This is a genomic window from Streptomyces sp. NPDC005706 (assembly GCF_040631045.1).
Lineage (GTDB): Bacteria > Actinomycetota > Actinomycetes > Streptomycetales > Streptomycetaceae > Streptomyces.
In genome coordinates, this window is record NZ_JBEXYS010000009.1 from 199,174 (window position 1) to 225,995 (window position 26,822).

The window sequence follows — 26,822 nt, forward strand, 5'->3', positions numbered from 1 at the left end:
TACCTTTCCTTGGTGATTGAGGTACTGTTTTCCGTGCGGAGGGGAGTACTCCCTGACTGCGGCGCACCCGTCAGTACGGACCGTTACGGATCCCGGGGCGCCGGCCCACGCGGGCGGAAGAGACCTCCGGCAATGACAACGCGGATGTGTTTGCCATGACCTATGCCGGAGGTGCAGTGGAAGTCTCCCCGACCCTTTGGGTCCTCACCATCGTGGGCCTCGCCGTCCTCATCGCGGTCGACTTCTTCATCGGGCGCAAGCCCCATGACGTGTCGATCAAGGAGGCGGGCATCTGGACGGTCGTCTGGATCGCCCTCGCCGGGCTCTTCGGCCTCGGCCTCCTCCTCTACGGCGGCGGCGGCGGGCCGGCCGGCGAGTTCTTCGCCGGCTTCATCACCGAGAAATCACTGAGCGTCGACAACCTCTTCGTCTTCGTCCTGATCATGGCGAAGTTCGCGGTGCCCTCGCAGTACCAGCAGCGGGTGCTGCTCGTCGGTGTCCTCATAGCCCTGGTGCTGCGTGCGGTGTTCATAGCCGCCGGCGCCGCGATCATCGCCAGCTTCTCCTGGGTGTTCTACCTCTTCGGTGCCTTCCTGATCTGGACCGCCTGGAAGCTCGTCCAGGACGCGCGGGCCGACGAGGAGGAAGAGGAGTACGAGGAGAACAAGCTGCTGCGGGCCGCGGAGCGCAGGTTCGGCGTGGCGGACCGTTACCACGGCACCAAGCTGTGGATCCAGCAGAACGGCAAGCGGGTCATGACCCCGATGCTGGTCGTGATGCTGGCCATCGGCACCACGGACGTGCTGTTCGCGCTGGACTCCATCCCCGCGATCTTCGGCCTGACCCAGGACCCGTACATCGTCTTCACCGCCAACGCCTTCGCCCTGATGGGACTGCGCCAGCTGTACTTCCTCATAGGCGGCCTGCTGAGGAAGCTGGTCCACCTGTCGTACGGCCTGTCGATCATCCTCGGCTTCATCGGCGTCAAGCTGGTGCTGCACGCCCTGCACGAGTCCGGGGTCCACGTCCCCGAGATCAGCATCCCCGTGTCGCTCGGCGTGATCTGCGCGGTCCTGGCCGTCACAACCGCCACCAGCCTGATCGCCTCCCGGAAGCAGGCGGCGGCGGAAGCGGCGGGCCCCGGGAGCGACGAGACGGCCAAGCGCAGCGTCGACGCCTGACCGGCCCGGCGCCCGACGGCGGGCGACGAACCCGCAGGGCCCCGGTCGCGCAGTGGCCGGGGCCCCGCGCGGGAAGGATGACAAGGGATCCGAAAAAGAACGTAATGCGAATCCTGTACGGGTCTGCCACGATCGCAGCATGATCGTTCGGCTCAGACCGCTCACCACTCAGTGGACGTTCCTCGTGCCGGTACTCGCGGTCGTCCTGCTCGTCCTCACCTGGGGCCGCGGCCTCCCCGGCCCGCTCGTCGCGCTGGCCACCCTGGTACTCGCCGGGTCCGTCCTCGCCGCGGTGCACCACGCCGAGGTGATCGCACACCGGGTGGGCGAGCCCTTCGGCTCCCTGGTGCTGGCCATCGCCGTCACGATCATCGAGGTAGCCCTGATCGTCACCCTCATGGTCGACGGCGGCGACAAGAGCGCCACCCTGGCCCGGGACACCGTCTTCGCCGCCGTGATGATCACTTGCAACGGCATCGTCGGACTCAGTCTCCTCGTGGCCTCCCTGAGGCACGGCACCGCGGTCTTCAACCCGGAGGGCACCGGCGCCGCCCTGGCCACCGTGGCGACCCTCGCCACGCTCAGCCTGGTGCTGCCGACCTTCACCACCAGCAAACCCGGGCCCGAGTTCTCCACCGTCCAGCTCACCTTCGCCGCGCTGTCCTCACTGATCCTGTACGGACTGTTCGTGACCACCCAGACCGTGCGGCACCGGGACTACTTCTTGCCGATCAGCCGGCAGGGCGATGTGATCACGAGGGACGACCACGCCGGACCCCCGTCCGCGCGCACGGCATGGCTCAGCCTCGCTCTGCTCGGCCTCGCGCTGATCGGCGTGGTCGGACTGGCCAAGGGTGTGTCGCCGACCATCGAGTCCGGGGTGGAGGCGGCCGGCCTGCACCAGGCGGTCGTCGGCGTGATCATCGCCCTGCTCGTACTGCTGCCCGAGACCATCGCGGCGGTGCGCGCGGCCCGCCGGGACCGGGTGCAGACCAGCCTCAATCTCGCGCTCGGCTCGGCGATGGCCAGCATCGGCCTGACCATCCCCGCCGTCGCCCTGGCCTCTGTCTGGCTGTCCGGACCGCTCGTGCTCGGCCTCAGCGCGACCCACATGCTGCTGCTCGCGCTGACCGTGGTGGTCGCCTCCCTGACAGTGGTGCCGGGGCGGGCCACACCCCTGCAGGGCGGTGTGCACCTGGTGCTGTTCGCGGCCTACCTGGAGCTGGCGATCAATCCTTAGCGCCGGGGGGCGGCCGGCCCACCCGGTCAGCCCGTGGCCGGTTCCATCGCGGGCGCGGGCGCGGGCCGGGTCTCCGGCAGCAGGGCGAAGCAGACCAGGCTCACCAGGGCGATCCCGGTCAGATAGGCGCCCACACCCCACGGGACGCGTCCACCGCGGTCCGCCAGCGCCGTCGCCACGATCGGGGTGAGGGCGCCGCCCAGGACGCCGCCGAGGTTGTAGCCGACCGCGGCGCCCGTGCAGCGCACCCGCGCCTCGTACAGCTCCGGCAGGTAGGCGGCGATCACGGCGAACATGGTGATAAAGGCGATCAGCGCGCCCAGGATGCCGAGGAACATCAGCAGCGGTTCACCGGTCGCGAGCAGCGCGACCATCGGCAGCATCCACAGCGCGCACCCCGCGCAGCCCGCCAGGCACAGCGGGCGCCGGCCGTAGCGGTCGCCGAGCAGCGCCATGAGGGGCGTCAGGGCTCCCTTCACCACCACCGCCGCCATGACGCAGGTCAGCATGACGGTTCGGCTCACCCCGAGCCGTCCGGTGGCGTACGCCAGCGACCATGTCGTCACCGCGTAGAACACCGCGTACCCGACGGCCAGCGCCCCGGCCGTCAGCAGGACCAGCCGCCCGTGGTGCCGTACGACCTCCACGAGCGGCACTCGCGCGTGGTCGTCGATCTCCAGGAACCGGGGACTCTCGGTGAGGGAGGCGCGCAGCCACAGTCCGGCCAGGGCCAGTACCCCGGCCGCCCAGAACGGCACCCGCCAGCCCCACTGGGCGAACTGGTCGTCGGGCAGGGCGGCCGACAGCGCGAGCATCACCCCGTTGGCGAGCACGAACCCCACCGCGGGCCCCACTTGGGGAAAGCTCGACCACAGGGCGCGCCGTCCCGCGGGCGCGTGCTCGGCGGTCAGCAGCACCGCCCCGCCCCACTCGCCGCCGAGCCCCAGCCCCTGCAGGAAGCGCAGCAGGAGCAGCAGCACGGGGGCGGCCGCTCCGATCGTCCCGTACGTCGGCACGCAGCCGACCGCGACCGTCGAGGCACCGGTCAGCAGCAGGGAGACGACCAGCACCGGCCGCCGTCCGCGCCGGTCGCCGAGGTGCCCGAACAGCACCGAGCCGAGCGGCCGGGCCACGAATCCCACCCCGAACGTCCCGAACGCCGCGAGCGTCCCGGCCGTCGGCGAGAACGTCGGGAAGAACAGCGGCCCCAGCACCAGGGCCGCCGCGGTCCCGTAGACGAAGAAGTCGTAGAACTCGATCGCGGTCCCGGCGAGCGAGGCGGCCGCCAGCCGCGGCATGGAAGGTGCCCTCACGGGGCGTACGGGCTGCATGCCGCGTCAACCAGCCGTAGCGATCTTGGGTTACGGGGGCGCACGGAGCTGACCGGGGATCGCGGCGTGGGCCGGACCGACCGGCGCACGCCGCCCCTCGGCCGCTCCTCGCCCGCCCCTCGCGCCGTGATAGACCGGGTCCGAGCAGCGGTCGTGAACGCACGCACCGCCCGAACGGACCGGAGGAACCGTGCCCCGCACCCTGGCCAACGCCCCGATCATGATCCTCAACGGGCCCAACCTGAACCTCCTCGGCCAGCGTCAGCCCGAGATCTACGGCAAGGACACGCTCGCCGACGTGGAGGCGATGTGCGCCAAGGCCGCGGCCGCGCACGGCGGCACGGTGGACTTCCGGCAGTCGAACCACGAGGGCGAACTGGTCGACTGGATCCACGAGGCGCGGCTGAACCACTGCGGCATCGTCATCAACCCCGGCGCCTACTCCCACACGTCGGTGGCGATCCTGGACGCGCTCAACACCTGTGACGGCCTGCCGGTGTTGGAGGTGCACATCTCCAACATCCATCAGCGCGAGTCGTTCCGGCACCACAGCTACATCTCGTTGCGCGCCGACGGCGTGATCGCGGGGTGCGGGGTGCAGGGGTATGTGTTCGGCGTGGAGCGGGTCGCCGCGCTGGCGGGTGCGGCTCGGGCCGAGGCGTAGCCCACCGGGCGGCCGCGGGCGGCCGTCCGGGCACAGGGCGTGGGCGATGCCGAACGTGCTTCCGCCCGGGCCGCCGGCCGAGGGCGGGGTTGGAGACCGGCGGCCCATACCGCTCAGGAGCCGTCGTCCTGTGCGGGGCTGCTACCAGTTGACCGCGTGTCACGGGACCCGGGGAGCGCGCACGCGGACCCGGCGCGTGTGAAGAGTTCACACGGGGCGCGCGCCATTGCGCGCGCGCCGGGCGTGCATCAAGGGCGTGCGCCCGGCGTCTGTGATGCCTTCGCGGCTACCACCCGCGCGCGTGCCACTCGGGCAGGTGCGGCCGTTCCGTGCCCAGCGTGGTGTCGTTGCCGTGTCCGGGGTAGACCCAGGTCTCGTCCGGCAGTACGTCGAAGATCTTCGTCTCGACGTCGTGGATCAGGCTGGCGAACGCCTCGGGATCCTTGTGGGTGTTGCCCACACCGCCCGGGAAGAGACAGTCGCCTGTGAACACGTGCGGATGGCCGTGCGGGTCGTCGTAGACCAGCGCGATGGAGCCCGGGGTGTGCCCGACGAGGTGGCGGGCGGTGAGTTCCACGCGGCCGACCCGGATGACGTCGCCGTCGTCGACGAGGACGTCGGTGGCCACCGGGATGCCGGGCGCGTCCTCCCGGCCGGCGTACGTCACCGCGCCCGTGGCGGCCACGACCTCGGCGAGCGCCTGCCAGTGGTCGCCGTGCCGGTGGGTGGTGACGACGGACGCGATGCCGTCGTCACCGATCGAGCCCAGCAGCGCCCCGGCATCGTTGGCGGCGTCGATCAGCAGCTGCTCGTCGGTGGCCCGGCAGCGCAGCAGGTAGGCGTTGTTGTCCATCGGGCCGACCGCGATCTTGGTGATCATCAGGTCTTTCAGCTCGTGCACGTCCGCGGGTCCGCCGACCCTGACCTCTCCGCTGTACGTCATGGTGATCAGCCTATAGCGGGCCGGCGCCCGGAGAACCGTGTCGCGCTACAGCGGAGGCAGCTTCGGCAGCGGGCCTCCCGTCACCTCCAGCGCGGCCCCCTCGCGGCGCCCGGCGAGCCAGCCCAGCAGGTCCGCCGGCGCGCCGCTCACCGTGACCTCGGCCACGGCCGCCTCGCGGCCGGTGCGCCACGCGCGCGTACCGTCGGTGATGTGGGTCGCCGGGACCTCGGGGTGTCCGGCGAAGCGGTCGGCTAGGAAGCCGGTCTCGCGCTCCGTGAACTCCGCCGGAAGATCCTCCAGCTCGTAGCCGATCCCGAGGTCCACGTGGTGCAGGTCCACCTCGGCCCACCGCCGGAACGGCAGCCGGGCCGCGGAGTCGGTGACGCCGTTGCGCAGTTCCACCGTGCGCGTCCAGTCCGCCGGCACGGCCCCCGCCCGCTGGAAACGGTCGGCGCTCTCGCGCACGTCGGTGAGCTGGGCGGCCGGCGGACGCGGGGCGTCCCGCTCGATGTCGGCGTCCCGGGCCTCGGCGCTCTCGTACATGGGCCGGCCCTCGAGGACGTTCACGAGGGCGTCCGCGTTGCGGGCGAGGTGGGCGAGGACGTGTCCGCGGGTCCAGCCGGGCAGGCGTGACGGCTCGGCCGTCGCGGCGTTGTCCAGCTTGGCGACAGCGGTGAGGAGCCGCTCGGTCGCGTCCTGCACACATGCCAGGTCATGAGCGTGATCAATCATGGCCCTGACCCTAGCCGCGCCACCCCTTCGGGTGAAGGTGGTGAAGCTCGCCCGTAAATCGAAAGCACGTGCTATATCGTCGAAGGTGGCGCCGGGCATGCAGAAGGGCCCGCGATTGTTATGCATCCCGGAATCCGACCGGCGCTGTCAGTGGCTCCCCCTAGTCTCGAAGAAGCACGGGGGCCCCGGCCCCTGTCACTTCTCTCAAGAAAGGTGCGGACCGGCGTGGCCGACCGTCTCATCGTCCGTGGAGCGCGCGAGCACAACCTGAAGAATGTCTCGCTCGACCTCCCGCGCGACTCGCTCATCGTCTTCACGGGCCTGTCGGGGTCGGGCAAGTCCTCGCTGGCCTTCGACACGATCTTCGCCGAGGGACAGCGGCGGTACGTGGAGTCGCTCTCCTCGTACGCCCGGCAGTTCCTCGGCCAGATGGACAAGCCGGACGTGGACTTCATCGAGGGTCTGTCCCCGGCCGTCTCCATCGACCAGAAGTCGACCTCGCGCAACCCGCGCTCGACGGTCGGCACCATCACCGAGGTCTACGACTACCTGCGTCTGCTCTTCGCGCGCATCGGCAAGCCGCACTGTCCCGAGTGCGGCCGCCCCATCTCGCGGCAGTCGCCGCAGGCCATCGTCGACAAGGTCCTGGAGCTGCCGGAGGGCAGCCGCTTCCAGGTGCTGTCGCCGCTGGTGCGCGAGCGCAAGGGCGAGTTCGTCGACCTCTTCTCGGACCTGCAGACCAAGGGCTACTCCCGCGCGCGCGTCGACGGCCAGACCGTCCAGCTCTCCGAACCGCCCACGCTGAAGAAGCAGGAGAAGCACACCATCGAGGTGGTCGTCGACCGCCTCACGGTCAAGGACTCCGCCAAGCGCCGGCTCACCGACTCCGTCGAGACCGCGCTCGGCCTGTCCGGCGGCATGGTCGTGCTCGACTTCGTCGACCTCCCCGAGGACGACCCCGAGCGCGAGCGCATGTACTCGGAGCACCTGTACTGCCCGTACGACGACCTGTCCTTCGAGGAGCTGGAGCCGCGCTCCTTCTCCTTCAACTCGCCCTTCGGCGCCTGCCCCGAGTGCACCGGCATCGGCACGCGCATGGAGGTCGACCCCGAACTGATCGTCCCGGACGAGGACAAGTCCCTCGACGAGGGCGCCATCCACCCCTGGTCGCACGGTCACACCAAGGACTACTTCGGCCGTCTGATCGGCGCCCTCGCGGACGCCCTCGGCTTCCGTACCGACATCCCCTTCGCGGGCCTGCCCCAGCGGGCGAGGAAGGCCCTGCTGTACGGCCACAAGACCCAGATCGAGGTCCGTTACCGCAACCGGTACGGCCGCGAGCGCGTGTACACCACTCCCTTCGAGGGCGCGGTGCCCTTCGTCAAGCGCCGGCACAGCGAGGCCGAGAGCGACGCCAGCCGTGAGCGCTTCGAGGGCTACATGCGCGAGGTGCCCTGCCCCTCCTGCGAGGGCACGCGCCTGAAGCCGATCGTCCTGGCCGTGACGGTCATGGAGAAGTCCATCGCCGAGGTCTCCGCGATGTCGATCAGCGACTGCGCGGACTTCCTGGGCGAACTGAAGCTGAACGCCCGCGACAAGAAGATCGCCGAGCGGGTCCTGAAGGAGGTCAACGAACGACTGAAGTTCCTGGTCGACGTCGGCCTCGACTACCTCTCGCTCAACCGCGCGGCCGGCACCCTCTCCGGCGGCGAGGCCCAGCGCATCCGCCTCGCCACCCAGATCGGTTCCGGCCTGGTCGGCGTCCTGTACGTGCTGGACGAGCCGTCCATCGGTCTGCACCAGCGTGACAACCACCGGCTGATCGAGACCCTGGTCCGGCTGCGCGACATGGGCAACACGCTCATCGTCGTCGAGCACGACGAGGACACCATCAAGGTCGCCGACTGGATCGTGGACATCGGCCCCGGCGCCGGCGAGCACGGCGGCAAGGTCGTGCACAGCGGTTCCCTGAAGGAACTGCTCGCCAACACCGAGTCCCAGACCGGCCAGTACCTCTCGGGCCGCAAGTCGATCCCGCTGCCCGACGTACGGCGCCCCCGCGACCCGTCCCGGCAGCTCACCGTGCACGGCGCGCGGGAGAACAACCTGCAGGACATCGACGTGTCCTTCCCGCTCGGTGTGTTCACGGCCGTGACCGGCGTGTCCGGCTCCGGCAAGTCGACGCTGGTCAACGACATCCTGTACACGCACCTGGCGCGCGAGCTGAACGGCGCGCGCAACGTCCCCGGACGGCACACGCGCGTGGACGGCGACGACCTGGTCGACAAGGTCGTGCACGTCGACCAGTCGCCCATCGGCCGCACCCCGCGGTCCAACCCGGCGACCTACACCGGCGTCTTCGACCACATCCGCAAGCTGTTCGCCGAGACCACCGAGGCGAAGGTCCGCGGCTACCTGCCCGGCCGCTTCTCCTTCAACGTCAAGGGCGGCCGCTGCGAGAACTGCGCGGGCGACGGCACGATCAAGATCGAGATGAACTTCCTCCCGGACGTCTACGTCCCGTGCGAGGTCTGCCACGGCGCCCGGTACAACCGGGAGACCCTGGAGGTCCACTACAAGGGCAAGTCCATCGCCGAGGTGCTGAGCATGCCGATCGAGGAGGCGACCGACTTCTTCGAGGCCGTCCCGTCCATCTCCCGGCACCTGCGCACGCTCAAGGACGTCGGCCTCGGCTACGTCCGCCTCGGCCAGTCCGCGACCACCCTGTCCGGTGGCGAGGCGCAGCGCGTGAAGCTCGCCAGCGAGCTGCAGAAGCGCTCCACCGGCCGCACGGTCTACGTCCTGGACGAGCCGACCACCGGTCTGCACTTCGAGGACATCAGCAAGCTGCTGAAGGTCCTCTCCGGCCTGGTCGACAAGGGCAACACGGTCATCGTCATCGAGCACAACCTCGATGTGATCAAGACCGCCGACTGGCTCGTCGACATGGGACCGGAGGGCGGCGCCGGCGGCGGTCTCGTGGTCGCCGAGGGCACGCCCGAGGAGGTCGCCGGGGTCCCGGCCAGCCACACCGGTAAGTTCCTGCGCGAGGTCCTCGGCGCCGACCGCGTCAGCGACGCGGAACCGGTGAAGGCACCGCGTGGCACGGCGGCCAGGAAGACGGCCGCCGCCCGGTCCACGGCGAAGAAGACGGTGACGGCCAAGGCCAACAACACGGCCACCGGAAAGGCCACCACCGCCACGAGGAAGGCGGCAGCGGCGAAGAAGGCCGCACCGGCGAAGAAGACGACCCGGGCCCGCAAGGCCTGAGGTCAGCGGCGGCCCTCCTGACGCGCCGTCACGCAGACGGCGCCCCGCGGGAACTCCCCGCGGGGCGCCGCCTGTGTACCGGGGGAGGGGCTACAGCTCGCCTACTTCGGGCGCGAACGGCGGTTCCGCCCCCGCCCGGGAGCAGGTGACCGCGGCCGCGCGCGCCGCGAACCGCAGCAGCCGCCGCCAGCCGTCCGGTCCCAGGGCGGCGAGCCCCCGGGGCGACAGCGCGTCCTGCGCGGCCAGTCCGTGCAGCAGGGCCGCGTTCACGGTGTCCCCGGCGCCGATGGTGTCCACGACCTCGACCTTCTCGCCCGGCACGGAGTACTCCGCGCCGTCCCGGGTGTGCACGGTGAGGCCCTCGCCGCCCCGGGTGACCACGACGGCCGAAGGCCCCGCGGCCAGCCACTCCCGTGGAGTGCCGCCGAGCCACTCGGCGTCCTCCGCGGACAGCTTCAGCAGCGTCACGGAGGGCAGCCAGCCGCGAAAGCGCGCCCGGTAGGCGTCTGCGTCCGGGATCAGCCCGGTGCGGATATTGGGGTCGAGGGCGGTGAACAGGCCCTGTGCGGCCGCGTCCCGCATCAGCTTCTCGTAGGCGCTCGCCCCGGGCTCCAGCACGAGCGAACACGTGCCGAAGGACACCGCGCGCGTGCCCCCGGGAAGAGCGGCGGGGGCGGTGAAGAGGCGGTCGGCGGTGCCGTCCACGTAGAAGGAGTAGGCGGCCGAGCCATCGGCGTCGACCGTGGCGACGGCCAGGGTGGTCGGCTCGGGCCCGCGCTGTACGTCCGACACCTCCACCCCGGCCCGCCGCAGTCCGTCGAGCAGGGCCTCCCCGAAGGCGTCGTGGGAGGTGCGGGAGCAGAAGGCGGTCGGGGAGCCGAGACGGCCGAGGGCCACCGCGGTGTTGTACGGGCCGCCGCCCAGCGCCGGCTTCAGGTCGGCCAGGGCGCCCGGGGCGCGCGGTACCAGGTCGATCAGTGCCTCTCCGGCGACGACGATCACGAGGCGGTTCCCCTCTCCAGAGGCGCGGATGGTTCGGTGGTCCCGCCGGTCCCGGCCGGCGGGCGGCCAGGGGCCCCGTCCCGCCGCTCCGGGCACCCGCAGGAGGTGCGGTGGACGAACGCGCAGGGCAGCCGGACGGTCCTGGTGGGCCGGTCCGGCGCGGCCAGCCGTTCCAGGAGCACGCGGACGGCCCGTGCGCCGATCTCCCGGCTGGGCTGGGCGATGGCGGTGAGCCGGGGCGAGAACAGGTCGGCCCAGGCGAAGTCGTCGAAGCAGCACAGCGCGATGCCGTCCGGCACGGCCAGACTCCGCTCGCGCAGGGTGCGCAGGGCGCCGATCGTCATGGCGTTGTTGGCCGTGACGAGGGCGGTGGGCGGAGCGGGCAGCGAGAGCAGCGCGGCCGTCGCCCGCTCGGCGCCGGCCGACTCCGAGTGACCGGACACCACGAGATCCTCGTCATGGGCGAGTCCGGCGGCGGTCAGGGCCTGCCGGTACCCGGCGGTCCGTTCCTCGGTGGTGCTGAGGCCGGGCAGGCCCGCGACCAGGCCGATCCGGCGGTGGCCCAGGGCCGCGAGATGACCGACGAGGTCTGCCATCGGGCCGGTGTTCTCGGCGCACACCTGATCGAAGGGGGCCCGGCCGAGCGCGGGGCCGCCGCCGGCGTGGTCGCGGGCCGGGAGCACCCGGTCGAGGAACACGGCGGGCACGGCGTGGCGTCCGAGGTAGGCCACGAGGTCGCGCGGGCGGGCGGACGGGGCGACGATGACGCCGTCCACCCGGCGTTCGTGGAGGAGCTGGACGGCCTTGCGCTCGTGCGCGGGGTCGTCGTGCGGATCGGCGATGAGGAGGCTGTAGCCCGCTTCCCGGGCGGCCGCCTCGACCCCCTGGAGGATCTCCGTGAAGTACGGGTTGCTGATCGCCGACACCGCGAGACCGATGGAGCGGGTGTGGGACGTCACCAGGGAGCGGGCCAGGGTGTTGGGGGTGTAACCGAGGGCGTCGACGGCGTCCAGCACGGCCTGCCGGGTGTGGGGCAGTACCGGACGCGTGCCGTTGAGCACGTGGGAGACGGTCGCCACGGAGACTCCGGCGCTGCGGGCCACGTCCGCCATGGTGGGCATCGCGTCATCCCTTCTCCGGCCGACTGAAGTGTCCGAGCCCCCGGAGCCGTGAGCCGCTGGAGCCACGGACGGCGGGGGGCCATCGGCTGGGAAGGTATCCCATCCCACCGCCCGCGTAAACGCTTGCGCAAACGTTTACCTATCAGCGCTCGCCCCGTCGCCGCCCTCGTCCACAGGGTTCGCCGCCCGTCCGCCGCCGTGCCCGACCCGCCCCCCGGCCCCCGGACGAGCCCGGGTATCGTCGGGCTGCACGCCCCCTGAGCAGTGGAGATCCTGATGCCCGCCCGATCGTCAGCGAGCCGCCGTACCGTCCTCCGCGGAGCCGCCGTGGCCCCGGCCGCCGGCCTGGGACTCGGCGCCTGCTCGGCCCCGGGCGACGACTCGGCCGACGCCGCCCCGACCACGCCGGTCGACCTCGGCGCCGAGAGCGAGGTAGCGAAGGGCGGCGCCAAGCTCTACCGGGACCGGAACGTGGTGGTCAGCCGGGACGCGGGCGGCGCGCTCAAGGCCTACAGCACGGTCTGCACCCACGCCGGCTGCGTCATCAACAAGCTCCAGGGCACCACCCTGATCTGCCCCTGCCACGGCAGCGAGTTCGACGCGGTGACCGGCAAGGTGCTGCAGGCCCCGGCCACCGAGCCGCTCGGCGAGCTTCCGGTCCGCGCCTCGAAGGGGCGGATCATCGCCGGGCCCGGCGCCTGATCCGGTTCCTTCCCGGCGGGTTCACTCCCACTCCCACGCGATGCCCACCAGCCCCGGCCGGATCCGGGGCTCGACCACATGGACGCCGTGGTGCGGCGCGCTGATCCGCAGTTCCTGCCGGCCACCGCGCGGGGCGGCGGGGCTGTGCTGGGTGAAGCGGTGGCAGCGGGCGGGCAGCGCCTGCGCCGCGAAGCTCACCTGGAGCGCGTACTGGCCGCCCGGGAAACCGGACCGGTGGGCGTACTCGCCCGAGACTCCCGCCGTGCCGTCCTCGACGCCGAAGCGGAAGAGGAACGTGTCGCCGCAGCGCAGCCGGGTGCCGAACAGCAGCTCCGCCACCAGCACACCGGTGTCCTGGTCCCAGCGGACCCGGCCGGTGCGGCAGTTCTCCAGGGCGCGCACCGCCATCGCGCCCGGGCTGCAGCCGGGGTCGCCGTGGTGGACGGCTACGAACCGGTCGACGCCGTCGCGATGGGCCCGCACGATGTGCTGGGACTCCAGGCCGGCCAGCTCGCGCCGGGCGCCGATCCGGACGCGCTCGTGATGGCCCAGGGTGTGCAGCCCCCCGTCCAGGGACCAGCCCAGATCGGCCCGGAGCCGGTTCCCGGCGTCACAGGCGGCGGCCAGGGAGCGGTAGGAGCGGGCCGGGCGGCGCCCGGCCGGCCCCGGCCCGCCGGGCTCGGTGAGCAGCCGGATCAGGGACTCGTCCGGCAGCCGCAGGATCTCCTCCAGGGCCCGCACGGCGCGCAGCGACTCGGGGCGCTGGGGGCGCCGGGCCCCCTGCTGCCAGTAGCTCAGACTCGTGATGCCGACTCTCACCCCGTGGCGGGAGAGATGGTGCTGCACCCGCTGGAGCGGTAGTCCGCGGGCGGCGATCGCGGCGCGCAGCGCCACATGGAACGGGCCGCCCCGCAGGGCCGTGTCCAGTTCGGCGATGGGAACGTCCGCGTGCTCTGTGGCGTGCCGCATAGGCAGAGGCCTTTCTGTGAAGGTGTCACGACGGCTGGTCAGACCGCTGGCGCGGGCGCGGATCCACCCCCGTGGACGCCCGGGCACGCCCGTCTCCGCGCACGTCGCGTCCGTGCCCGGTGGGCACGGCCCCGAGTTCCCACGCATTGAAGCGTGTTGACCATGCCCCGACAACACCGCGGACCGGTCGCGGTCCGCTCTGGCCGGGTCACGGCCCCCGCACGCGCGATTTCCGGCCGACCTCGCCCGCCCCCGGGAGTGTCCGCCCCAGGTGCGCCGTCCACAGGCCCGACGCGGTGTCGGTGCTCGCCAGTAGGGTGTGAAGCATGGCCGACCCCTCCAGCTACCGCCCCAGGCCGGGTGAGATCCCGGACTCCCCAGGGGTGTACAGGTTCCGTGACGAGCACCGCCGGGTGATCTACGTCGGAAAGGCGAAGAGCCTGCGCCAGCGCCTGGCGAACTACTTCCAGGACCTGGCGGGCCTGCACCCCCGCACCCGGACGATGGTGACCACCGCCGCGTCCGTGGAGTGGACCGTGGTGTCCACGGAGGTCGAGGCCCTGCAGCTGGAGTACTCCTGGATCAAGGAGTACGACCCCCGGTTCAACGTCAAGTACCGCGACGACAAGAGCTACCCGTACCTCGCGGTGACGATGAACGAGGAGTTCCCGCGCGTACAGGTGATGCGCGGTCACAAGAAGAAGGGCGTCAGGTACTTCGGCCCGTACGCGCACGCGTGGGCCATCCGGGACACCGTCGACCTGCTGCTGCGCGTCTTCCCGGTGCGCACCTGCTCGGCCGGTGTCTTCAAGAACGCCGCCCGCACGGGCCGGCCCTGCCTGCTCGGCTACATCGGCAAGTGCTCCGCCCCCTGCGTCGGCCGGATCACCCCGGAGGACCACCGGGAGCTGGCCGAGGAGTTCAGCGACTTCATGGCCGGCCGCACCGGTACGTACCTCCGCCGGCTGGAGAGCCGGATGACGGAAGCCGCGGAGGAGATGGAGTACGAGCGGGCCGCCCGCCTGCGCGACGACATCGGGGCCCTGAAGAAGGCCATGGAGAAGAACGCGGTCGTGCTCGCCGACGCGACCGACGCCGACCTCATCGCCGTCGCCGAGGACGAGCTGGAGGCGGCGGTGCAGATCTTCCATGTGCGCGGCGGCCGGGTGCGCGGCCAGCGTGGCTGGGTGACGGACAAGGTCGAGGACGTCACCACCGGCGCCCTCGTCGAGCACGCCCTGCAGCAGCTCTACGGCGAGGAGAGCGGGGACGCCGTACCCAAGGAGGTCCTGGTCCCGGCCCTGCCGGAGCCGGTCGAGCCGGTCCAGGAGTGGCTGGCCGGCCGCCGCGGGGCGAACGTCTCGCTGCGCGTGCCGCAGCGCGGCGACAAGAAGGCCCTCATGGAGACCGTGCAGCGCAACGCCCTGCAGGCCCTCGCGCTGCACAAGACCAAGCGCGCCTCCGACCTGACCACGCGCTCGCGCGCGCTGGAGGAGATCGCCGAGGCCCTGGACCTGGACAGCGCGCCGCTGCGGATCGAGTGCTACGACATCTCGCACCTCCAGGGCGACGACGTGGTCGCCTCCATGGTCGTCTTCGAGGACGGGCTGCAGCGCAAGAGCGAGTACCGCCGCTTCCAGATCAGGGGCTTCGCCGGGCAGGACGACGTCCGCTCCATGCACGAGGTGATCAGCCGCCGCTTCCGGCGCTACCTCGCCGAGAAGGAGCGCACGGGGGAGTGGGCCGACGGCGAGGAGGCGACGACCGGCGGCGGGATCGCCCGCACCGACGAGGCGGTCACGCCCACCGGCGGCGGGATCGCGCTCGGCAACGGCGGGGCCCCGCTCAACGGCGACGAGGCTGTACCCGCTGACGGCGGGACCCCGCTCACCGGCGAAGAGGCCGCGCCCACCGAGGGCGGGACCCCGCCCACCGACGGCGGGACCCCGCCCACCGACGGCACGGCGGTCCCGCTCACCGGCACGGACGTGATCGACGGCGCCCTCAAGGAGGACGACGGCCGGCCCAGGAAGTTCGCCTACCCGCCCCAGCTCGTCGTCGTCGACGGCGGGCAGCCGCAGGTCGCCGCGGCCCGCCGGGCCCTGGACGAGCTGGGCATCGACGACATCGCCGTGTGCGGCCTCGCCAAGCGCCTGGAGGAGGTCTGGGTGCCCGGCGAGGACGACCCGGTGGTGCTGCCCCGCACCAGCGAGGGCCTGTACCTGCTCCAGCGTGTCCGCGACGAGGCCCACCGCTTCGCGATCACCTACCAGCGCACCAAGCGCGCCAAGCGTTTCCGTGCCGGCCCCCTGGACGACGTGCCCGGCCTCGGCGACACCCGCAAACAGGCGCTCATCAAGCATTTCGGCTCGGTGAAGAGGCTGCGGTCCGCCACAATCGAGCAGATCCAGGAAGTGCCCGGGATAGGCCGGAAGACGGCCGAGACCATCGCCGCGGCACTCGCCGGGGCGGTCCCGGCCGGACCCGCCGTGAACACGGCGACCGGAGAGATCATTGAGGACGAGGAACCCGAAACGACGGCGGGTTCCGCGGGGGAGCCCGTGAGCGCGGGCCTCCCGGACGAACGACGGGGGCAGGAGACATGACCGAGCACGAAGCACAGCCCACGGCACAGCGAGAACAGGCGCACGGGGAAGCGGGCGGGAACCAGCCGCCGCAGCCGGTTCAGGACAACGGAGCACAGGTGAGTACGGACGTCACACCGGCCGGCCCCGCCGAGGCGGCCATCCCCGAGCTGGTGATCATCTCCGGCATGTCCGGAGCGGGCCGGTCGACGGCGGCGAAGTGTCTGGAGGACCTCGGCTGGTTCGTCGTCGACAACCTGCCGCCCGCCCTCATCCCGACCATGGTCGAGCTGGGCGCCCGTTCCCAGGGCAACGTGGCGCGGATCGCCGTCGTCGTCGACGTGCGCGGCCGCCGCTTCTTCGACAACCTCCGCGAGTCCCTGGCGGACCTGGAGGCCAAGCACGTCACCCGGCGGATCGTCTTCCTGGAGTCCTCCGACGACGCCCTGGTGCGCCGCTTCGAGTCGGTGCGCCGCCCGCACCCGCTGCAGGGCGACGGCCGGATCGTCGACGGCATCGCCGCCGAGCGCGAACTCCTGCGCGAGCTGCGCGGCGACGCCGACCTGGTGATCGACACCTCCAGCCTCAACGTGCACGAGCTGCGCGCCAAGATGGACGCCCAGTTCGCCGGCGAGGAGGAGCCCGAGCTGCGGGCCACCGTCATGTCCTTCGGCTTCAAGTACGGCCTCCCGGTCGACGCCGACCTGGTCGCGGACATGCGCTTCCTGCCCAATCCGCACTGGGTCCCGGAGCTGCGCCCGTACACCGGCCTCAACGAGGAGGTGGCCGCGTACGTCTTCAACCAGCCCGGCGCCAAGGAGTTCCTCGACCGGTACGCCGAACTGCTGCGCCTCATCGCGGCCGGGTACCGGCGCGAGGGCAAGCGGTACGTGACCATCGCCATCGGCTGTACCGGGGGCAAGCACCGCTCGGTGGCGATGTCGGAGAAGCTCGCCGCGCGCCTCGTGGCCGAGGGCGTGGAGACGGTGGTCGTACACCGGGACATGGGACGGGAATGACGGAACGTACACGGCGGCTGAGCCGGCTGCGCCGGATGGCGCCGGACAGCCGCTCGGGCCGCGCGACGGCCGACGGCGGGGCGGTCCGCCCGGCCGGGGCACGAGGCGGCCGGCCCCGCAGGCGCGGCGCACAGCCCAAGGTCGTCGCGCTCGGCGGCGGCATGGGCCTGTCCGCCTCGCTCGCCGCGCTGCGCCGGATCACCGGTGACCTCACCGCCGTCGTCACGGTGGCCGACGACGGCGGCTCCAGCGGGCGTCTGCGCGACGAACTGGGCGTGCTGCCGCCCGGCGACCTGCGCAAGGCGCTGGCCGCGCTGTGCGGGGACGACGACTGGGGCCAGACCTGGGCCAGGGTCATCCAGCACCGCTTCCAGTCCCAGGGCGACCTGCACGACCACGCGGTCGGCAATCTGCTGATCGTGGCCCTGTGGGAACAGCTCGGCGACCACGTCCAGGCTCTGGACCTGGTCGGCAAGCTGCTCGGCGCGCACGGGCGGGTGCTGCCCATGTCCGCGGTGCCGCTGGAGCTGCAGGCCCTGGTCAAGGGGCACGACCCGGAGCGCCCCGAGGACGTGGACACCGTCCGCGGCCAGGCGACGGTGGCCCTCACCCCGGGTGAGGTGCAGTCGGTGCACCTCGTGCCGCACGACCCGCCCGCCGTCCCGGAGGCCGTCGCGGCGGTCCTGGACGCGGACTGGGTGGTGCTCGGCCCCGGCTCCTGGTTCTCCTCGGTCATCCCGCACCTGCTCGTGCCCGAGCTGCTGGACGCCCTCACCGCGACCAAGGCGCGCCGTGTACTGTCGCTGAACCTCGCCCCGCAGCCCGGAGAAACCGAGGGCTTCTCCCCGCAGCGTCATTTGGAGGTTTTGGGGCGACACGCCCCTAAACTCGCCCTGGACGTGGTGCTGGCCGACGAGGCCGCCGTGCCCGACCGCGATTCGCTCACCGAGGCCGCCAAGCGGCTCGGAGCCGCGGTCGAGCTGGCGCCGGTGGCCCGGACCGACGGAAGCCCCAGGCACGACCCGGAGCTGTTGGCCGCCGCGTACGACCGTATTTTTCGGATGCATGGAAGGATCGGCCCATGGCGATGACGGCAGCGGTGAAGGACGAGATCTCCCGGCTCCCCGTCACCCGGACCTGCTGCAGGAAGGCGGAGGTCTCCGCCATTCTGCGGTTCGCCGGCGGCCTTCACCTGGTGAGCGGGCGCATCGTGATCGAGGCGGAGCTGGACACCGCGATGGCCGCCCGCCGGCTCAAGCGGGACATCCTGGAGATCTTCGGCCACAGCTCGGAACTGATCGTGATGGCGCCCGGCGGCCTGCGCCGCGGCTCGCGCTACGTCGTGCGGGTGGTGGCGGGCGGCGACCAGCTGGCCCGCCAGACCGGCCTCGTCGACGGCCGCGGCCGTCCGATCCGCGGCCTGCCCCCGCAGGTGGTCTCGGGGGCCACCTGCGACGCGGAGGCCGCCTGGCGCGGGGCGTTCCTGGCGCACGGCTCGCTGACCGAGCCGGGCCGCTCCTCCTCTCTGGAGGTGACCTGCCCCGGACCGGAGGCCGCGCTCGCCCTGGTCGGCGCCGCCCGCCGGCTGTCGATCGCGGCCAAGGCCCGCGAGGTGCGCGGGGTGGACCGGGTGGTCGTCCGTGACGGTGACGCGATCGGCGCCCTGCTGACCCGGCTCGGCGCGCACGAGTCGGTGCTGGCCTGGGAGGAGCGCCGGATGCGGCGCGAGGTGCGGGCCACCGCCAACCGGCTCGCCAACTTCGACGACGCCAACCTGCGCCGCTCGGCCCGCGCCGCGGTGGCCGCCGGCGCCCGCGTCCAGCGGGCCCTGGAGATCCTCGGCGAGGAGGTGCCCGAGCACCTCGCCGCCGCCGGGCGCCTGCGCATGGAGCACAAGCAGGCCTCCTTGGAGGAGCTGGGCGCGCTCGCCGACCCGCCGCTCACGAAGGACGCGGTCGCGGGCCGGATCCGCCGGCTGCTGGCGATGGCCGACAAGCGCGCCTCCGACATGGGCATTCCGGGCACGGAGTCCAACCTTTCGGAGGAGCTGGCGGACAACCTGGCGGGCTGACCCGCGTCACGCCAACTCGCCGGAGCCGGTGCCCACTTGGGCCACCGGCACCGGCGTTTGCGTGTCCATGAGGCGCCCTTGACTCGATCATGGAGTGACATGAACCTGGCAGCCTGCCCGTCGCTGTGGCGGTCAGGCCCTAGGGGGGTTCATGAGACACAGAGCGAGATCGATCCTCGCTGTCGGCGCGCTCCTCGCCGGAGCCGCGAGCCTCACGCCCGTCGCCCAGGCGCAGGGCGCGGGTCCCGCCCCGTCCCACCCCGACGAGGTGAAGGTCTTCCGCGCCCAGGTCACCCGCCAGCAGGTGCCCCTGCTCCTCGCGGCCGGCCAGGACGGCCGGGAGCTGTCCGAACAGGTGGCCGCCGGCGGCCGGACCGCCGTCGAGGTCTACCTGACCGACCGTCAGGCGAGAAAGCTCGAGCAGCAGGGCGTCCGGCTCACCGAGCACACCCTGCCGGCCCGGACCGAGGCCCGCCTGAAGGGCGCCGCCCAGGGCGTGTTCCGCCCGTACAGCGGCGACGGCGGCCTGAGGGAGGAGATCCTGCGGACGGCGCGGGCCAACCCCGGCCTCACCAAGGTCGAGTCCATCGGGAGGACCGTCGGCGGCCAGGACATCCTCGCGCTCAGGCTGACCAGGGACGCCAGGAAGTCGAAGGACGGCTCCAAGCCCTCCGTGCTGTACATGTCCAACCAGCACGCGCGCGAGTGGATCACGCCGGAGACGACCCGCCGCCTGATGCACTACTACCTCGACAACTACCGCACCGACCGGCGGATCAGGAAGATCGTCGACTCGACCGAGCTGTGGTTCGTCCTCTCGGCCAACCCCGACGGCTACGACTACACCTTCAAGAGCCCCGGCAACCGCCTGTGGCGCAAGAACCTCCGCGACGTCAACGGTGACGGTGTCATCAGCACCGGCGACGGCGTCGACCTCAACCGCAACTTCGCCTACAAGTGGGGCTACGACGACGAGGGTTCGTCCCCCAGCTCCACCAGCCAGACCTACCGCGGCGCGAGCCCCGGCTCCGAGCCCGAGACCAAGGCCCTCGACGCCCTCGAGAAGCGGGTCGGGTTCAAGTACGCCGTCAACTACCACTCCGCGGCCGAACTCCTGCTGTACGGCGTCGGCTGGCAGGTGGCCACGCCCACCCCCGACGACGTCCTCTACCGGGCGCTCGCCGGCACCCCCGCCCGGCCGGCCGTTCCGGGCTACCACTCACAGCTCTCCTCGGAGCTGTACACCACCAACGGCGAGGCGGACGGCCATGCCTCGAACGTCAACGGCGTCTCGATGTTCACCCCCGAGATGTCGACCTGCCAGACCGCCTCGGACGTCGATCCGGACGACGCCTGGAAGGCCCAGGACTGCCAGTCGGTGTTCAGCTTCCCCGACGACGAGAAGCTGATCCAGCAGGAGTTCGTGAAGAACGTCCCCTTCGCGCTCTCCGTCGCCGAGACCGCAGCCCACCCGGACCGGCCGGTCTCATCGGTCGGGCTCGACGCCGCGGACATCACCCCGGCCGCGTTCACCACGTCGTACTCCCGGGGCGCCGGCCAGGAGGTCTCGGCCGTCGTCCGCAAGGCGGTCCGCGGCAAGAAGCTCAAGTACCGCGTCAACGGCGGCCGTACCCACGAGCGGCCGCTGCGGCCCTGGAAGGGCGGCCGGACCTACGGCGGGGAGGACAACCTCTACTTCGACGAGTACCGGGCCACGGTGCCCGGGGGCAGGCCGGGCGACCGGGTCGAGGTGTGGTTCACCGGCGAGGCAGGCAAGGGCGGGAAGGTGACCGGCCCGCACTTCACGTACACCGTCGCCGAGCGGTCCCGCGCGGACACCCTCGTCGTCGCCGAGGAGGGCGCGAGCGCCGCCGAGGCGGGGAAGTACGCGGACGCGCTCCGGGCCGCCGGGCACCGGGCGGTCGTGTGGGACGTGGCCGGCCGGGGCGCCCCGGACGCCCTCGGCGTGCTGAAGCACTTCCGCACCGTCGTGCACTACTCGGGCACGGGCGGCCCGGGCAACGCCACCCAGCTCCAGTTGCGCGCCTACCTCAACGAGGGCGGGAAGCTGATCGAGGCCGGCGAGCTGGCCGGCGGCAGCGTCGACCTGGGCGACGGCACCCTCTCGAACGACTTCAGCCAGTACTACCTGGGCGCCTACAGCCGTACCTCGACCAAGGGGGCCACCGGCTTCACCGGCTCGGGCGGCCTCGACGGCTACAGCGGCGCCCTCGGCGACGCGCCCGGCAACCCGCTGGACCGGGCCGGCACCTACGGCGTCACCTCCGACGAGCTGTCCCCGTCCACGTACCCGCAGTTCAGGAGCGAGGGCGCGGGCCGATTCGCCGGCACCGTCAACCCCTACGGCCCGTACAGCGGCTCCGCCATGGCCGCCGCGGTGCACACCGACGACGCCTACAAGCGCCTCACCCGCACCATCGACCTCACCGGTGTCACCGCGGCGGAGCGGCCCACCCTCTCCACCCGCCTGCTGTGGGACACCGAACCCGGCTACGACCACGCCGTGATCGAGGCGCACACCGTGGGCGCCGGCGACTGGACGACCCTGCCGGAGACGGGCGGGGCCACCACCGACTCCGTACCGGCCGAGTGCGGAGCCGGCTTCCTGATCGGTGAGCATCCGTGGCTCGGGCACTACCTGACGCTCGGCGACAACACCTGCGCCGCGACCGGCACCACCGGCTCGTGGCACAGCCTCACCGGCAGCTCCGGCGGCTGGCGGCAGGCCGGCTTCGACCTCAGCGCCTACGCCGGGCGGACGGTGGAAGTCTCTATCGCCTACGTCACCGACCCGGGCAGCGGCGGACACGGCGTCCTCGCCGACGACGCCTCCCTCGTCGTCGGGGGCACGGCGAAGGACACCGAGGGATTCGAGTCGTCCCTCGGTGCCTGGAAGGTGGCCGGACCGCCCGCGGGCAGCCCGGCGGTGCTGAAGGACTGGACGCGGACCGGAACCCTGTTCCAGACCTACGGAGCGGTCACCACCGACGACACGGTGCTGCTCGGATTCGGCCTGGAACAGGTGCCGTCGGCCGCCGACCGGGCAGCCGTCATGGGGAAGGCGCTGGCCGCACTCGACAGGTGAGCGGAACCCCCTCTCAACGGTGCGGCGAGGCTTGGTCATCAGGTGAGCCGACCCGCTCACGAACGAGTGAAAAAAGCTCCATCGGGCACTCGCATTCCGTAACAAATAGGAGTGAAACGAATGCCGATCCGGGAGGGTCCGTACCCTACTGACGGGTACGGACCGCCTGCCCGTGTATGCGGCATCTCGATGTCACCTCGGGGCCCCCGGAGGGGTAGGGTCGGGGGTGGTCGGGGACATCCCAAATACAGCTCGCCGGCACCGCATGGCCGGCGTACCAACGAGGAGATCGGTTCGTGACGATCCGCGTAGGCATCAACGGCTTCGGCCGCATCGGGCGTAACTACTTCCGCGCACTGCTGCAGCAGGGCGCGGACATCGAGGTCGTGGCCGTCAATGACCTGGGTGACACCGCGACCACCGCACACCTGCTGAAGTACGACACGATCCTGGGCCGCCTCAAGCAGGAGGTCTCCCACACCGCCGACACCATCACCGTCGACGGCCACACCATCAAGGTGCTGTCGGAGCGCAACCCGGCCGACATCCCGTGGGGCGAGCTGGGCGTCGACATCGTCATCGAGTCGACCGGCATCTTCACCAAGAAGGAAGACGCCGCGAAGCACATCGCCGGTGGCGCCAAGAAGGTCCTCATCTCGGCTCCGGCCAAGGGCGAGGACATCACCATCGTGATGGGCGTCAACCAGGACAAGTACGACCCGGCGAACCACCACGTCATCTCCAACGCCTCCTGCACCACCAACTGCGTGGCGCCGATGGCGAAGGTGCTCGACGAGAACTTCGGCATCGTCAAGGGCCTGATGACGACGGTGCACGCGTACACGAACGACCAGCGCATCCTGGACTTCCCGCACAAGGACCTGCGCCGCGCCCGTGCCGCCGCCGAGAACATCATCCCGACCACCACGGGTGCCGCCAAGGCCACCGCGCTGGTCCTGCCGCAGCTCAAGGGCAAGCTGGACGGCATCGCGATGCGCGTGCCGGTGCCCACCGGCTCCGCCACCGACCTCGTCGTGACGCTCCAGCGCGAGGTCACCAAGGACGAGGTCAACGCCGCGTTCAAGAAGGCCTCCGAGGACGGCGACCTCAAGGGCTTCCTGGCCTACACCGAGGACGAGATCGTCTCCTCGGACATCGTCGGCGACCCGGCCTCCTGCACCTTCGACTCCTCCCTGACCATGGTTCAGGAGGGCAACTCGGTGAAGATCCTCGGCTGGTACGACAACGAGTGGGGCTACTCCAACCGCCTCGTCGACCTCACGGTCTTCGTCGGCGACCAGCTCTGATCGTCCGAGATCACAGCAGCAGGACCTTGAAGTGAGAGCAGGGCTCGGGCAGCGCACCGTCGCGCTGCCCGGGCCCTGTCTCGCGTACGGACCACGCCCTCATACGATCAGGGGCATCAAGAGCCCTCCTCAGGAGTCCACCCCATGAAGACGATCGACGAACTTCTCGCCGACGGCGTGAGCGGAAAGCGGGTCTTCGTCCGCGCCGACCTCAACGTGCCGCTCGCTGACGGGACCATCACCGACGACGGCCGCATCCGCGCCGTCCTGCCCACCGTGAAGGCCCTCGCGGACGCGGGCGCCAGGGTGGTCGTCGCCTCGCACCTGGGCCGCCCCAAGGGCGCCCCGGACCCCGCCTTCTCCCTCGCCCCGGCGGCCTCCCGCCTGGGTGAACTCCTCGGCTCCGCCGTGGCCTTCGCGGCCGACACCGTGGGCCCGTCCGCCCAGGACACGGTCGCCGGTCTCGGCGACGGCCAGGTCGCCGTCCTGGAGAACCTCCGCTTCAACGCGGGCGAGACGGCCAAGGACGACGCCGAGCGCGGCGCGTTCGCAGACCGGCTCGCCGCCCTCGCCGACGTGTACGTCGGCGACGGCTTCGGCGCCGTGCACCGCAAGCACGCCTCCGTGTACGACCTCCCGGCCCGCCTGCCGCACTACGCCGGCTACCTCATCGCCACCGAGGTCGGCGTCCTGAAGAAGCTCACCGAGGACGTCAAGCGCCCCTACGTCGTCGCGCTCGGCGGCGCCAAGGTCTCCGACAAGCTCGCCGTCATCGACGAACTGCTCGGCAAGGCCGACCGCCTCCTCATCGGCGGTGGCATGGCCTACACCTTCCTCAGGGCCAAGGGCTACGAGGTCGGCATCTCCCTCCTGCAGGAGGACCAGGTCCCGGCCGTCACCGAGTACATGGAGCGCGCTCAGAAGCAGGGCGTGGAGCTGCTGCTGCCCCTCGACGTCGTGGTCTCCCGGGAGTTCCCGGACCTCAAGGCCAAGGCCCCGACCGAGCACAGCGTGGTCGACGCGGACAAGATCCCCGCCGACCAGGAGGGCCTGGACATCGGCCCGAAGACCCGGGAGCTCTACGCCTCGAAGCTCGCCGACGCGGGGACCGTCTTCTGGAACGGTCCCATGGGCGTCTTCGAGCACCCCGACTACGCCGAGGGCACCAAGGCGGTCGCCCAGGCCCTCGTGGAAACCGACGGCTTCACCGTCGTCGGCGGCGGTGACTCCGCCGCGGCCGTGCGTACGCTCGGCTTCGACGAGAACGCATTCGGCCACATCTCGACCGGTGGCGGCGCCTCCCTCGAATACCTCGAGGGCAAGACGCTCCCCGGCCTCGCCGCACTGGAGGACTGAACCCGATGAGCACGCGCACGCCGCTGATGGCGGGCAACTGGAAGATGAACCTCAACCACCTCGAGGCCATCGCGCACGTCCAGAAGCTCGCCTTCGCCCTGGCCGACAAGGACTACGAGGCCGTCGAGGTCGCCGTCCTGCCGCCCTTCACCGACCTGCGCTCCGTACAGACCCTGGTCGACGGCGACAAGCTGAAGATCAAGTACGGCGCCCAGGACCTCTCGGCGCACGACTCCGGCGCCTACACCGGCGAGATCTCCGGCTCGATGCTGGCCAAGCTGAAGTGCACGTACGTGGTGGTCGGCCACTCCGAGCGCCGGCAGTACCACCACGAGACCGACGAACTCGTCAACGCCAAGGTCAAGGCCGCCCACAGGCACGGCCTCACCCCGATCCTGTGCGTCGGCGAGGAGCTGGACGTCCGCGAGGCGGGCAACCACGTCGCGCACACCCTCGCCCAGGTCGAGGGCGGGCTGAAGGACATCCCGGCCGCGCAGGCCGAGACGATCGTGATCGCCTACGAGCCCGTCTGGGCCATCGGCACCGGCAAGGTCTGCGGCGCCACGGACGCCCAGGAGGTCTGCGCCGCGATCCGCGCCAAGCTCGCCGAGCTGTACTCCCAGGAGCTGGCCGACAAGGTCCGCATCCAGTACGGCGGCTCCGTGAAGTCGGGCAACGTCGCCGAGATCATGGCGCAGGCCGACATCGACGGCGCCCTGATCGGCGGCGCCTCGCTGGACGCCGACGAGTTCGTGAAGATCGTTCGGTTCCGCGATCAGTGATCCTGGCCGTGAGTAGGCGGTAACGACGATTCGTCGTACCCTTGCGGGGGCATGGCCAGGTGCCGTGCCCCCGTCGTCCATCCGATTCCGAGGAAGTTGGTCCAGCCGTGGTTCTGGGGTTCTCGATCGCCCTGATCGTCTTCAGCCTGCTGATGATGCTGCTGGTGCTGATGCACAAGGGAAAGGGCGGCGGCCTCTCCGACATGTTCGGTGGCGGCATGCAGTCCTCCGTCGGCGGCTCCTCGGTCGCCGAGCGCAACCTGGACCGGATCACCATCGTGATCGGGGTCCTGTGGTTCGCCTGCATCGTCGTCCTCGGCCTGCTGATGAAGTCGAACGGCTGATCCGCACCGCCCAGGTACATCCATTCCGTACGTAAGGCCCCATGTTCGGTACGCGCTCCTGTGCGCGGCCTATCATGGGGCTTGCGTCTAGGTGCGGGGCCGGTAACTCCAATCACTGGACGCGCGTTGGGCCTTACGTAGACTGAGGCGCTCGCAGCGAAGCGAAAACGCCGACTCGCTTTGCGGCACCATCACGCAGGGAGTTACGACCGTGGCAAGTGGCAACGCGATCCGAGGTAGCCGGGTCGGGGCGGGGCCGATGGGCGAGGCCGAGCGCGGCGAGTCCGCGCCGCGTCTGCGCATCTCCTTCTGGTGCTCCAACGGGCATGAGACCCAGCCCAGCTTCGCCAGCGACGCGCAGGTGCCCGATACCTGGGACTGCCCGCGCTGCGGCTTCCCGGCCGGCCAGGACCGGGACAACCCGCCGGACCCGCCGCGCACCGAGCCGTACAAGACGCACCTCGCGTACGTACGGGAGCGGCGCAGCGACGCGGACGGCGAGGCGATCCTCGCCGAAGCCCTCGCCAAACTGCGCGGCGAGATCTGAGACCTGCAACCGGCCGGGTGCCCATGGGCGCCTGGCCGCATCTGTAGCGGGGTCCCGCGCACGGCCGCCTTCCGTGTCTCCCGCCGCCGTCGTGCTGACACCTGCCCGCAAGCCGGACGTACCTGTTGTTGCCCGCGTGGACGACGCCATGAGCGCTCGTCACCGGTGCTGATCAACTAGGTTGGGACCGGCAGCGGGGCAAGGTACACAGCAGGACAGGTCGCAGGAGAGAAGGCTGACGTCGAGATGAACGCAGACGGCCGTACCAGGCTCAACCAGACGCCCGAGTGGAGCGCTCTCGCCAAGCACCGGGAGGAGCTGGCCGACACCCGTCTGCGAGACCTGTTCGCCGCCGACCCGCGGCGCGGCACCGGGTACACACTGCAGGTCGGGGACCTGCACATCGACTACAGCAAGCACCTGGTCACCGACGACACGCTGCGGCTCCTGCGCGAGCTCGCCGCCGCGACGGACGTCTTCGGTCTGCGGGACGCCATGTTCCGCGGCGAGAAGATCAACATCACCGAGGACCGGGCGGTGCTGCACACCG

The 26,822-nt window shown here is 71.4% G+C and carries 21 protein-coding genes and 1 pseudogene; 16 read left to right on the plus strand and 6 right to left on the minus strand.

The features are described from left to right. Positions 1 to 176 precede the first annotated feature (176 nt). Positions 177 to 1,181 (plus strand): TerC/Alx family metal homeostasis membrane protein, encoded by a 1,005-nt coding sequence (locus tag ABZ478_RS18280; protein WP_359550442.1) that lies wholly within the window; start codon positions 177 to 179, stop codon positions 1,179 to 1,181. A gap of 139 nt (positions 1,182 to 1,320) precedes the next feature. Next, positions 1,321 to 2,421 (plus strand): ionic transporter y4hA, encoded by a 1,101-nt coding sequence (locus tag ABZ478_RS18285; RefSeq protein ID WP_359550445.1) that lies wholly within the window; start codon positions 1,321 to 1,323, stop codon positions 2,419 to 2,421. Between the two features lie 26 nt (positions 2,422 to 2,447). Here ABZ478_RS18285 and ABZ478_RS18290 read toward each other — a convergent pair whose 3' ends face one another. Then, a complete protein-coding gene (locus ABZ478_RS18290; RefSeq protein WP_359550449.1) occupies positions 2,448 to 3,719 on the minus strand; it encodes an MFS transporter in 1,272 nt (423 codons plus the stop codon). A 223-nt stretch (positions 3,720 to 3,942) separates the two neighbouring features. On the opposite strand from ABZ478_RS18290, the gene aroQ reads away from it, so the two are divergent. Further along, positions 3,943 to 4,416 (plus strand): type II 3-dehydroquinate dehydratase, encoded by a 474-nt coding sequence (gene aroQ / locus ABZ478_RS18295; protein ID WP_359550452.1) that lies wholly within the window; start codon positions 3,943 to 3,945, stop codon positions 4,414 to 4,416. A 286-nt stretch (positions 4,417 to 4,702) separates the two neighbouring features. On the opposite strand, the gene ABZ478_RS18300 is transcribed toward aroQ, so the two are convergent. Beyond that, positions 4,703 to 5,359: an MBL fold metallo-hydrolase gene (locus ABZ478_RS18300; protein ID WP_358939682.1), complete on the minus strand. Its 657-nt coding sequence runs from the start codon at positions 5,357 to 5,359 to the stop codon at positions 4,703 to 4,705. A gap of 45 nt (positions 5,360 to 5,404) precedes the next feature. Beyond that, entirely contained in the window at positions 5,405 to 6,091 is a 687-nt protein-coding gene (locus tag ABZ478_RS18305) for a maleylpyruvate isomerase family mycothiol-dependent enzyme (protein WP_359550454.1), read from the minus strand. 225 nt (positions 6,092 to 6,316) lie between these two features. Here ABZ478_RS18305 and uvrA point away from each other — a divergent pair, with 225 nt between their 5' ends. Then, positions 6,317 to 9,361, plus strand: coding sequence for an excinuclease ABC subunit UvrA (gene uvrA, locus ABZ478_RS18310; protein ID WP_359550456.1), 3,045 nt, complete (start codon positions 6,317 to 6,319; stop codon positions 9,359 to 9,361). 90 nt (positions 9,362 to 9,451) lie between these two features. Here uvrA and ABZ478_RS18315 read toward each other — a convergent pair whose 3' ends face one another. Further along, the gene (locus ABZ478_RS18315; protein ID WP_359550459.1) at positions 9,452 to 10,363 is read right to left on the minus strand and encodes a carbohydrate kinase; all 912 of its coding nucleotides are present in this window, start codon (positions 10,361 to 10,363) and stop codon (positions 9,452 to 9,454) included. Beyond that, entirely contained in the window at positions 10,360 to 11,484 is a 1,125-nt protein-coding gene (locus ABZ478_RS18320; RefSeq protein ID WP_359550462.1) for a LacI family DNA-binding transcriptional regulator, read from the minus strand. Before ABZ478_RS18320 ends, ABZ478_RS18315 begins: the two co-directional genes overlap by 4 nt. Positions 11,485 to 11,760: 276 nt before the next feature. Here ABZ478_RS18320 and ABZ478_RS18325 point away from each other — a divergent pair, with 276 nt between their 5' ends. After that, positions 11,761 to 12,186 (plus strand): Rieske (2Fe-2S) protein, encoded by a 426-nt coding sequence (locus ABZ478_RS18325; protein ID WP_359550465.1) that lies wholly within the window; start codon positions 11,761 to 11,763, stop codon positions 12,184 to 12,186. A gap of 21 nt (positions 12,187 to 12,207) precedes the next feature. Here ABZ478_RS18325 and ABZ478_RS18330 read toward each other — a convergent pair whose 3' ends face one another. Continuing rightward, positions 12,208 to 13,155, minus strand: coding sequence for a hypothetical protein (locus ABZ478_RS18330; RefSeq protein ID WP_359550467.1), 948 nt, complete (start codon positions 13,153 to 13,155; stop codon positions 12,208 to 12,210). 326 nt (positions 13,156 to 13,481) lie between these two features. On the opposite strand from ABZ478_RS18330, the gene uvrC reads away from it, so the two are divergent. From uvrC to ABZ478_RS18385, 11 genes and pseudogenes are all read left to right on the plus strand, one after another. After that, entirely contained in the window at positions 13,482 to 15,761 is a 2,280-nt protein-coding gene (uvrC, locus tag ABZ478_RS18335; RefSeq protein WP_359550469.1) for an excinuclease ABC subunit UvrC, read from the plus strand. After that, complete coding sequence (gene rapZ, locus ABZ478_RS18340; protein ID WP_359550471.1) at positions 15,758 to 16,759, plus strand: RNase adapter RapZ; 1,002 nt, start codon at positions 15,758 to 15,760, stop codon at positions 16,757 to 16,759. The genes uvrC and rapZ overlap by 4 nt, the downstream gene beginning before the upstream one ends. Continuing rightward, a complete protein-coding gene (gene yvcK / locus ABZ478_RS18345) occupies positions 16,756 to 17,850 on the plus strand; it encodes a uridine diphosphate-N-acetylglucosamine-binding protein YvcK (RefSeq protein ID WP_359550474.1) in 1,095 nt (364 codons plus the stop codon). The genes rapZ and yvcK overlap by 4 nt, the downstream gene beginning before the upstream one ends. Beyond that, the gene (whiA, locus tag ABZ478_RS18350) at positions 17,841 to 18,830 is read left to right on the plus strand and encodes a DNA-binding protein WhiA (RefSeq protein ID WP_358939662.1); all 990 of its coding nucleotides are present in this window, start codon (positions 17,841 to 17,843) and stop codon (positions 18,828 to 18,830) included. Before yvcK ends, whiA begins: the two co-directional genes overlap by 10 nt. A gap of 151 nt (positions 18,831 to 18,981) precedes the next feature. Further along, positions 18,982 to 21,936, plus strand: coding sequence for a M14 family zinc carboxypeptidase (locus ABZ478_RS18355; RefSeq protein WP_359550476.1), 2,955 nt, complete (start codon positions 18,982 to 18,984; stop codon positions 21,934 to 21,936). Between the two features lie 296 nt (positions 21,937 to 22,232). Beyond that, entirely contained in the window at positions 22,233 to 23,243 is a 1,011-nt protein-coding gene (gene gap, locus ABZ478_RS18360; RefSeq protein ID WP_358939658.1) for a type I glyceraldehyde-3-phosphate dehydrogenase, read from the plus strand. A gap of 144 nt (positions 23,244 to 23,387) precedes the next feature. Next, complete coding sequence (locus tag ABZ478_RS18365; protein WP_359550478.1) at positions 23,388 to 24,599, plus strand: phosphoglycerate kinase; 1,212 nt, start codon at positions 23,388 to 23,390, stop codon at positions 24,597 to 24,599. A 5-nt stretch (positions 24,600 to 24,604) separates the two neighbouring features. Further along, the gene (gene tpiA / locus ABZ478_RS18370) at positions 24,605 to 25,381 is read left to right on the plus strand and encodes a triose-phosphate isomerase (protein WP_359550480.1); all 777 of its coding nucleotides are present in this window, start codon (positions 24,605 to 24,607) and stop codon (positions 25,379 to 25,381) included. Between the two features lie 113 nt (positions 25,382 to 25,494). After that, positions 25,495 to 25,725 (plus strand): preprotein translocase subunit SecG, encoded by a 231-nt coding sequence (gene secG, locus ABZ478_RS18375; RefSeq protein WP_359550500.1) that lies wholly within the window; start codon positions 25,495 to 25,497, stop codon positions 25,723 to 25,725. 211 nt (positions 25,726 to 25,936) lie between these two features. Beyond that, on the plus strand, positions 25,937 to 26,272 hold the full coding sequence (locus tag ABZ478_RS18380; RefSeq protein WP_003957010.1) for an RNA polymerase-binding protein RbpA: 336 nt from the start codon (positions 25,937 to 25,939) through the stop codon (positions 26,270 to 26,272). Between the two features lie 246 nt (positions 26,273 to 26,518). Beyond that, positions 26,519 to 26,822: pseudogene (locus ABZ478_RS18385) on the plus strand (glucose-6-phosphate isomerase); the annotation flags it as partial.

Coding starts and splice junctions, on each gene's coding strand:
- ABZ478_RS18285 (WP_359550445.1), top strand. CDS start 1,321: ATGATCGTTCGGCTCAGACCGCTCACCACTCAGTGGACGTTCCTCGTG.
- ABZ478_RS18320 (WP_359550462.1), bottom strand. CDS start 11,484: ATGCCCACCATGGCGGACGTGGCCCGCAGCGCCGGAGTCTCCGTGGCG.
- ABZ478_RS18330 (WP_359550467.1), bottom strand. CDS start 13,155: ATGCGGCACGCCACAGAGCACGCGGACGTTCCCATCGCCGAACTGGAC.
- rapZ (WP_359550471.1), top strand. CDS start 15,758: ATGACCGAGCACGAAGCACAGCCCACGGCACAGCGAGAACAGGCGCAC.
- ABZ478_RS18365 (WP_359550478.1), top strand. CDS start 23,388: ATGAAGACGATCGACGAACTTCTCGCCGACGGCGTGAGCGGAAAGCGG.
- ABZ478_RS18290 (WP_359550449.1), bottom strand. CDS start 3,719: ATGCCGCGGCTGGCGGCCGCCTCGCTCGCCGGGACCGCGATCGAGTTC.
- ABZ478_RS18300 (WP_358939682.1), bottom strand. CDS start 5,359: ATGACGTACAGCGGAGAGGTCAGGGTCGGCGGACCCGCGGACGTGCAC.
- yvcK (WP_359550474.1), top strand. CDS start 16,756: ATGACGGAACGTACACGGCGGCTGAGCCGGCTGCGCCGGATGGCGCCG.
- ABZ478_RS18305 (WP_359550454.1), bottom strand. CDS start 6,091: ATGATTGATCACGCTCATGACCTGGCATGTGTGCAGGACGCGACCGAG.
- ABZ478_RS18355 (WP_359550476.1), top strand. CDS start 18,982: ATGAGACACAGAGCGAGATCGATCCTCGCTGTCGGCGCGCTCCTCGCC.
- uvrC (WP_359550469.1), top strand. CDS start 13,482: ATGGCCGACCCCTCCAGCTACCGCCCCAGGCCGGGTGAGATCCCGGAC.
- ABZ478_RS18325 (WP_359550465.1), top strand. CDS start 11,761: ATGCCCGCCCGATCGTCAGCGAGCCGCCGTACCGTCCTCCGCGGAGCC.
- tpiA (WP_359550480.1), top strand. CDS start 24,605: ATGAGCACGCGCACGCCGCTGATGGCGGGCAACTGGAAGATGAACCTC.
- whiA (WP_358939662.1), top strand. CDS start 17,841: ATGGCGATGACGGCAGCGGTGAAGGACGAGATCTCCCGGCTCCCCGTC.